Consider the following 7,949-nt stretch of genomic DNA (forward strand, 5'->3'; position numbering starts at 1 on the left):
CACGATGGCCTAGGATATACTCACGGATATCAAACCATCCCTTAGCACCAGCGATCACAGCACATAAAGAGGCAAATAAAACATCAAAAAGTGGATAGGTAACTTTGGCGCTTTGTCGTTGATCATCCATGGCGTTGAAATGCTGCTTAAACGTGTCTATATGCATGATTTACTCCCCAAAAGAGAGTATAAGATCATAATTGCATCAGATCGTCAAATCAGGCTCGTTTTTGCTCAAAAAACGTTCGCGATCTCGCCCTGGGCATAACAATCTCCTAAATCGACCAGTAACTAAAGCTTAGTCGGAGAAAGAAAATGCACCATTAACAATGGCTGGCCTGATTTATTGTAATGAAATGTTAGACGCATTAATTAAACAGCAGCAATCAGCGTAACGGCTGATGTAAAGCAACTAAGATAAGAAGCGGCTAAGGAAAATAGCCGCTAACAAAAAAAGCCAAGGCAGCTAAGAAGTTAACTGCTTTGGATTTTTGCATTTTTTATATAATAAGGGAAAAGGTCAAGTTGATCTGACTCCGTTGGTTCTCGGTAGCTTTCAATTTTGGAGCCAATAAAAAACCCCTTACGGGGTTTTGAATATTTAGTTTATGTAAGAATTAGCTATTCATCTTTAGCAGCATCTTCATCAAACCATACATGTTCATCTTCTCCACCTAGCACAAAGCGATAACCAGAAGGTAAAGCCATATAAATAGCGATTTCCGGCCTATTTTCAATTATATGGCTAAAATGGACTGTTTTTAATGAATCGGTATCTCCATTGTATAAGTCAGTCGTTAACCACCAACCACTCATATGTTCAGGTGCAGGATATCTGACTCCTTCCACAGGATGACCTTCATACACTCCCTTAGAGATGACGACCATTTTATCTTCTTCCAAGGGCGTATATTGAGCCTTAAAGCCTTCACAGCACTCCTGTTGTACTTGCATAACTTCTAATAATGTATGGTTCATCTAATCCTCTTTCAACTTCCGCTTAACTTGGGTAACTTCCCCTGCCTGTTTTCCACTACAAGTTTTACAGTGAGGGAAAAGTCTTTGAGAGCCACCAGACGGGGTTAGTGCATTAGCAGGTTGATGGTCAAGAATGAAGTTGCCACTTTTAGTACCGGCTTCTTTGGATCCACAAATATAACAACCGCTTTCTTTACCAATCTCATTCATCTTGTCTCTTTCACCTTTTCTAAAACTTCGCGTCTTACCGCGAGCAGGAATAGATTCTTTTGCAAATTTACCTAGCTTAAGCGTACTAGATTTACTAATCGCAGCAGCTAATTTTTTAGCCGTTGTTAAAGTCTTAAGAGGGTTAAGAGCACCTGATATTGTTTCCCTAGCCGCACCTAACAAATTTACTTGGCCTGTAGTCACATAGTTTAACGCGACGTTAAGGGCAAAGTCAGCTATTAGCTTTGGATTATTTCCGTCAGGATCAGTGTACTTATATGGGTTGTTATTAGCATAGGCATAGCGATTAAAGTTATGAACGTTGTTAAACCCAACCGGATCATTCGAGTAAAACCGCCCGATAACTGGATCATAGTATCGTGCGTTTACTGACCCCGATGCACACTTTTGCTCATAAAAGTATTTTCCCTAAGCACTTCAATCATTTAAATAACATTTTCCTAACTGATTATTACACTATCAATTTTTTGCCCTAGATGCACTTTTTGTGCACTAACAAAAAAGCCAAGGCAGCTAAAATATTAACTGCTTTGGCTTCAAAATCAGCCAAAAATAAAGCCCCATAAGGGGCTTAGTTATCTGATGGTTATTGGATTGATTTCAAATCAAAAGATCTGATCCCATTTAATCTCAATTTTTTTGAAGGCTACCTATAATTTCACGGCTTAACTGACTTCCTCTCTTTCCTGTTTCAAAAAAGTCTAAAATCTGTGTACTATAACTACATATTTTAGAAATTAGATTACTTGAAGATTTTTCAGACCAAAAAGCAGAAGGAATCCACCAAGGTTTCCCCCAGAAGTATACAAACTGATTATTGGATGCAACCAAGTTTGATGAGTCCACAATATTATGTAATCTCTCACTTTCACGCTTTAGTAAGTTAACTTGAAAAGCAGCCCTATCATATTTATCAAACATTATGGAAATACAATAAGTAAAATGTTCATCTTTCTTTTCAAGATACGACTCACTCTTATCAACAAGATTTTTGGTATCCCCCATACAATATGGGACTAATTCAAATCCATTTTCTCGAAGCTTTTTGACTAAATTACCATCTATTTCATTAGCTAAACTTTTTGTAGTCGCAGGGATGCTATTTATCCATTTTCTTCGTCTTTTGATATAAGAATCTAGTGCTTTATTCATACTATTTACCATCATCTAATTACATGCACTATTTGCACTTGCAGCACAATTCCCAGTCGCACCACCAGTAGCAGCACCTGTTGCACTTCCCGCTCTAGCAACATCATCATAGGATGTTCTCGAAACTTGAAATGCGCCTTTTCCGATTTGTTTTTTAAGCTGACGTTGAGCGCCTGTTAATCCTGCCGTACCAAACTTAGCCTCGACAACTTTAACAGCTCCTGAAGCCGTTTGAACTACGAAATCAGGTCTAGAGTTTGCAGCCCTCCCTGTAATATTCCCTAATTGCTGGACATTTCCAGCTTTAGCCTGAGCAGCGATAACTTTTTCACCACGAGCTGCAATACCAAGTCTTGTTACTCCTTCTCCTATTTTCCCTTTGGTTTGGTTACTCAATAATTTGGCTGCACTTGTCAAAGCCTTACCTCCACCGAAGCTGCCAACCATTCCTAGCCCCGCAGAAATCACAATACTTGTACCATCAATATTAGTAAGTGAATCACCAAGACTTTGCCCAGAAGATAGATTTGAGCCAACCTGCATCCCATAATCGATAGCAGCTCCAATTACAGCTCCCCACAAAAACTCACCATTTGGATCAGTATACTTGTATGGGTTGTTATTAACATACAGGTATCTGTTAAAAGACATAACAGGGTTAGCGTACGTATACCCAACAGGATCATTTGAATAGAAACGCCCGATAACTGGATCATAGTATCGTGCCTGCATATAAGTCAAACCCAGATCTTCATCTTGCAGATGCCCGGTAAATCCTAGACCCACTTTTTCACCGCCGAGGCGTTTACCAAAGGGCTCATACACACTGCGACTGATCACATTACCAGACTCATCGGTTTCCATAACCGGCGTACCCAGCATATCGGTATGCTGATAACGCACCTTACTGCTACGCGATACCGTCCCCGCTAAGTAACTCACACCACATTGGTTGCTGGCATTACAGGCTTGGATCTCGATCTTATTACTGCCCAATGACAGCCCAGCCAGCGAGTAATGGGTCCCGATCACCTTAATAATGCGTTGCGTACCGTTTTCATCGGTGATGATGATTTGATAATAACTCGCATTACTCACCGCAGACCAGCTTAAGTCATAGCGACCATCAGTGCTAGTGCCGGTCACACTACCACTGCTGCTTGAGGGCATGATGGGAATAAAAATAGTGATATCACCCACCGCGATGGGGATAAACATCGTCTGACCTTGGTTCGCTTGTATTGGCGGCGACAAGGTCGAAATGAATATGACTAACCCGATAAAAAACAATTGTGGGTGTCTTCGTTGTTTTCCGACGAGCGAGACTTTGGATTCAAAATATTTCTATTCTTAGTTATTTACTCGTTAATAATCTTTGAACTTCATTCATCCAAAATGTACCTGGCAATGCAGCTAGAGGGTCTAATTGAGCCAGTTCAGTGGCAAAAGAATTAATCAATTGACGTGGGATTGTGTTACTGATTACTGATTCTTCGTCAACCTCAATTGCATTGTCAATCATCTGGGCATACACCTTAAGTGTACCTCTGAACTGTTGAACACTCGAATTTACCAACAACTCTCTATCGCTGAATAATACCTTGAATGTATTTAATGATATAAATATATCTTGATCATCTCTATCTTCACCTAATTTTAACCTTCCTACACTAGGTTCAAATATATCGAAGTTCATATTAGGGGCGGCCCATTCTGGCAAACCTTTTCCCGATAAAACTGAGATATCTTGTGATGAAAAACCTAGTGTTCTCAAAAGAGACTGATCGGTTTTAATTAATTTGATATCTTCCCAAAATGATTCATTCTCCATACCGTTAACTATCCTCATTCAACCTTTGTAGGCCAATTAACACTCTTTAAGAATTTTTGTTGTTTATTCGTAGGGCTAGGGCTTCCACCTTTTTTGTCATGTACTGTACCATCAACATTTAAAGAAGTACCATCACTGAAATGTACATGTTCTTTTGAATCAGGAACACTTTTCTCAGCCGAATGAAACCTTTCTATACCTTTTGGGGTTTGACCCTTTTTTACCATCCCTTGCTGTTTTGAAGCTTTTGTGGCTATTTTTAAAGGTTTACTAACAGCCATCGCCACACTAACTGCGGCACCGGATATATCACCACTCGCAAGACGACTACCCGCGTCAATCAGGTCATTGGCACCAGACGCTTCCATTGCAACATCACTAGCGCCTTCGTTAAAAGCTTGAACGCCTTTTTCACCAAAACCTTGATCGCGGATCTGATTCTGAGCATCAATAAAGTCATTTGAAGCCATCCCCGTCGGATCAGTATACCTATAAGGGTTGTTGTTCCCATAAGCATACCGATTAAAGCTATGCACATCCCTAAACCCAACCGGATCATTCGAGTAAAACCGTCCTATCAGCGGATCATAGTACCTGGCCTGCATATAGGTCAAACCCAGATCTTCATCTTGCAGATGCCCAGTATACCCTAGACCCGCCTTCTCACCGCCGAGGCGTTTACCAAAGGGCTCATACACACTGCGACTGATCACATAGCCTGACTCATCGGTTTCCATAACTGGCGTACCCAGCATATCGGTATGCTGATAGCGCACCTTACTGCTACGCGATACCGTCCCCGCTAAGTAACTCACACCACATTGGTTGCTGGCATTACAGGCTTGGATCTCGATCTTATTACTGCCCAATGACAGCCCAGCCAGCGAGTAATGGGTCCCGATCACCTTAATAATGCGTTGCGTACCGTTTTCATCGGTGATGATGATTTGATAATAACTCGCATTACTCACCGCAGACCAGCTTAAGTCATAGCGACCATCAGTGCTAGTGCCGGTCACACTACCACTGCTGCTTGAGGGCATGATGGGAATAAAAATAGTGATATCACCCACTGCGATGGGGATAAACATCGTCTGACCTTGGCTCGCTTGTATTGGCGGCGACAAGGTCGCGGCGCATATGACTAACCCGATAAGAAATAATTGTGGGTGTCTTCGTTGTTCAGAGTCAGATCATTTGAAGTTAAACTAACTATAAATAGTGATCAGCATCAATGAGAATGGGTGATCAGTTTGAATGAGAATGAGTGATCAGCTTCGATGAGAAAAGGTGATCAACATCCTTGCGCATATGCAGGGGCATAACAATCTCCTAAATCGACCAGTAACTAAAGCTTAATCGGAGAAAGAAAATGCACCATTAACAATGGCTGGCCTGATTTATTGTAATGAAATGTTAGACGCATTAATTAAACAGCAGCAATCAGCGTAACGGCTGATGTAAAGCAACTAAGATAAGAAGCGGCTAAGGAAAATAGCCGCTAACAAAAAAAGCCAAGGCAGCTAAGAAGTTAACTGCTTTGGATTTTTGCATTTTTTATATAATAAGGGAAAAGGTCAAGTTGATCTGACTCCGTTGGTTCTCGGTAGCTTTCAATTTTGGAGCCAATAAAAAACCCCTTACGGGGTTTTGAATATTTAGTTTATGTAAGAATTAGCTATTCATCTTTAGCAGCATCTTCATCAAACCATACATGTTCATCTTCTCCACCTAGCACAAAGCGATAACCAGAAGGTAAAGCCATATAAATAGCGATTTCCGGCCTATTTTCAATTATATGGCTAAAATGGACTGTTTTTAATGAATCGGTATCTCCATTGTATAAGTCAGTCGTTAACCACCAACCACTCATATGTTCAGGTGCAGGATATCTGACTCCTTCCACAGGATGACCTTCATACACTCCCTTAGAGATGACGACCATTTTATCTTCTTCCAAGGGCGTATATTGAGCCTTAAAGCCTTCACAGCACTCCTGTTGTACTTGCATAACTTCTAATAATGTATGGTTCATCTAATCCTCTTTCAACTTCCGCTTAACTTGGGTAACTTCCCCTGCCTGTTTTCCACTACAAGTTTTACAGTGAGGGAAAAGTCTTTGAGAGCCACCAGACGGGGTTAGTGCATTAGCAGGTTGATGGTCAAGAATGAAGTTGCCACTTTTAGTACCGGCTTCTTTGGATCCACAAATATAACAACCGCTTTCTTTACCAATCTCATTCATCTTGTCTCTTTCACCTTTTCTAAAACTTCGCGTCTTACCGCGAGCAGGAATAGATTCTTTTGCAAATTTACCTAGCTTAAGCGTACTAGATTTACTAATCGCAGCAGCTAATTTTTTAGCCGTTGTTAAAGTCTTAAGAGGGTTAAGAGCACCTGATATTGTTTCCCTAGCCGCACCTAACAAATTTACTTGGCCTGTAGTCACATAGTTTAACGCGACGTTAAGGGCAAAGTCAGCTATTAGCTTTGGATTATTTCCGTCAGGATCAGTGTACTTATATGGGTTGTTATTAGCATAGGCATAACGATTTAAGCTATGCACATCCCTAAAACTAATCGGATCATTCGAATAAAACCGCCCAATCACTGGATCATAATATCGTGCATCTATATCTAATAAAATGATAGATGAAGACTCACATCGTAACGATAACGATGGTATTGTCTTCATCCGTTCAGATGGCTAAATTTTGTGCCTGCCCCTTTTTTATTGAACTATTTCTTAATTCGGATTTTTATTAATCTTCCAATTAATGTGCGCGCAATAAAATCCAAAACTATTGCTATAAACAGCGATAAAATCAATTCCACAACATTCCTTTCTATATTGATTGAAAATAGAGACAAAAGCTCACTCGTCAGAAGTCTGATAAAACCTGTAATTAGTGATACTAAAAATAAGACGCCGCCGAGTCCACCGTCATCATATTGCAAATGAAGAATGTCGATTATCATAGATAAAATAATGCTTACGGCAGTACATGTGAGAAATATATTTTTATATAAATGAATCATGGCTTTTTCTTCTCAAAATATTCTTTAGGCACTGGCTTATTAAACCCTTGGCCGTTTGGTACAGAAATTTCACCAAGATCGACTCCAGCGGCATTGAGTAAGCCTGAGACATAGGAATTGGAATTAAAAGTATCTGTGCCATTAGGATTAAAAGAGTATCCTAAATTATCCTTATAATTTACTTCCGATTGTATTAACTTATCTACAAATTCATTTTCTGTCATTCCATTTGGTGGAGTAATCGTTATACCACCTGTATGTTCTGCGGCATCCGTTGGTCTGTTATAGTTACTTTCCAAATTCCATGAACCGTTTGGTCCCGCTCCCATAGTTCCATACTTTTGCCCTTGGGAATTAGTCAACTGACCAATAGATGAAATAGTATTCCAATTATTAAAATGGCTAGGATTGTCTGGGGTAACAGTCAACAATGAATGGTTCTTACCTGATCCAATACCCAATATTGTAACTTCATGCCACTGAAGTTTTACTTCCCTTCCATCTGGGTCCGTATATTTATACGGATTATTATTCGCATAAGCATATCGATTGAAAGAGTGGATGTCACGAAATCCAATCGGATCATTCGAGTAAAACCGCCCGATCAGCGGATCATAGTACCTGGCCTGCATATAAGTTAAACCCAGATCTTCATCTTGCAGATGCCCGGTAAACCCTAGACCCGCCTTCTCACCGCCGAGGCGTTTACCAAAGGGCT

General features: G+C 40.3%; 10 protein-coding genes and 1 pseudogene. All 11 read right to left on the reverse strand.

Annotated elements, in window-relative coordinates; all coding sequences use genetic code 11:
• On the reverse strand, positions 1-166 hold a 166-nt coding region (locus HRU42_RS19685), incomplete at its 3' end, for a transposase family protein (protein ID WP_295033661.1).
• A gap of 455 nt (positions 167-621) precedes the next feature.
• Entirely contained in the window at positions 622-978 is a 357-nt protein-coding gene (locus tag HRU42_RS19690) for a hypothetical protein (protein WP_295033646.1), read from the reverse strand.
• Positions 979-1,371, reverse strand: a complete 393-nt coding sequence (locus tag HRU42_RS19695; RefSeq protein WP_295033648.1) for a hypothetical protein — start codon at positions 1,369-1,371, stop codon at positions 979-981.
• Positions 1,372-1,455: 84 nt separating this feature from the next.
• Positions 1,456-1,569 (reverse strand): annotated as a pseudogene (locus tag HRU42_RS19700) (RHS repeat-associated core domain-containing protein); the annotation flags it as partial.
• Positions 1,570-1,839: 270 nt separating this feature from the next.
• A complete protein-coding gene (locus HRU42_RS19705) occupies positions 1,840-2,361 on the reverse strand; it encodes a hypothetical protein (protein ID WP_295033650.1) in 522 nt (173 codons plus the stop codon).
• A 15-nt stretch (positions 2,362-2,376) separates the two neighbouring features.
• On the reverse strand, positions 2,377-3,579 hold the full coding sequence (locus tag HRU42_RS19710) for an RHS repeat-associated core domain-containing protein (protein ID WP_295033652.1): 1,203 nt from the start codon (positions 3,577-3,579) through the stop codon (positions 2,377-2,379).
• 136 nt (positions 3,580-3,715) lie between these two features.
• Positions 3,716-4,192, reverse strand: a complete 477-nt coding sequence (locus HRU42_RS19715; protein WP_185976903.1) for an SUKH-4 family immunity protein — start codon at positions 4,190-4,192, stop codon at positions 3,716-3,718.
• A gap of 14 nt (positions 4,193-4,206) precedes the next feature.
• Complete coding sequence (locus tag HRU42_RS19720) at positions 4,207-5,283, reverse strand: RHS repeat-associated core domain-containing protein (protein WP_295033656.1); 1,077 nt, start codon at positions 5,281-5,283, stop codon at positions 4,207-4,209.
• Positions 5,284-5,870: 587 nt separating this feature from the next.
• Complete coding sequence (locus tag HRU42_RS19725; RefSeq protein ID WP_295033646.1) at positions 5,871-6,227, reverse strand: hypothetical protein; 357 nt, start codon at positions 6,225-6,227, stop codon at positions 5,871-5,873.
• Complete coding sequence (locus tag HRU42_RS19730) at positions 6,228-6,887, reverse strand: RHS repeat-associated core domain-containing protein (RefSeq protein WP_295033658.1); 660 nt, start codon at positions 6,885-6,887, stop codon at positions 6,228-6,230.
• Between the two features lie 340 nt (positions 6,888-7,227).
• Positions 7,228-7,949, reverse strand: a 722-nt coding sequence (locus HRU42_RS19735; RefSeq protein ID WP_295033660.1) for an RHS repeat-associated core domain-containing protein, incomplete at its 5' end; no start/stop codon positions are given.

Origin of the sequence: Shewanella sp. (assembly GCF_013214165.1) — a bacterium.
Lineage (GTDB): Bacteria > Pseudomonadota > Gammaproteobacteria > Enterobacterales > Shewanellaceae > Shewanella.

Coding starts and splice junctions, on each gene's coding strand:
- HRU42_RS19725 (WP_295033646.1), bottom strand. CDS start 6,227: ATGAACCATACATTATTAGAAGTTATGCAAGTACAACAGGAGTGCTGT.
- HRU42_RS19715 (WP_185976903.1), bottom strand. CDS start 4,192: ATGGAGAATGAATCATTTTGGGAAGATATCAAATTAATTAAAACCGAT.
- HRU42_RS19730 (WP_295033658.1), bottom strand. CDS start 6,887: ATGAAGACAATACCATCGTTATCGTTACGATGTGAGTCTTCATCTATC.
- HRU42_RS19720 (WP_295033656.1), bottom strand. CDS start 5,283: ATGTTTATCCCCATCGCAGTGGGTGATATCACTATTTTTATTCCCATC.
- HRU42_RS19710 (WP_295033652.1), bottom strand. CDS start 3,579: ATGTTTATCCCCATCGCGGTGGGTGATATCACTATTTTTATTCCCATC.
- HRU42_RS19705 (WP_295033650.1), bottom strand. CDS start 2,361: ATGAATAAAGCACTAGATTCTTATATCAAAAGACGAAGAAAATGGATA.
- HRU42_RS19690 (WP_295033646.1), bottom strand. CDS start 978: ATGAACCATACATTATTAGAAGTTATGCAAGTACAACAGGAGTGCTGT.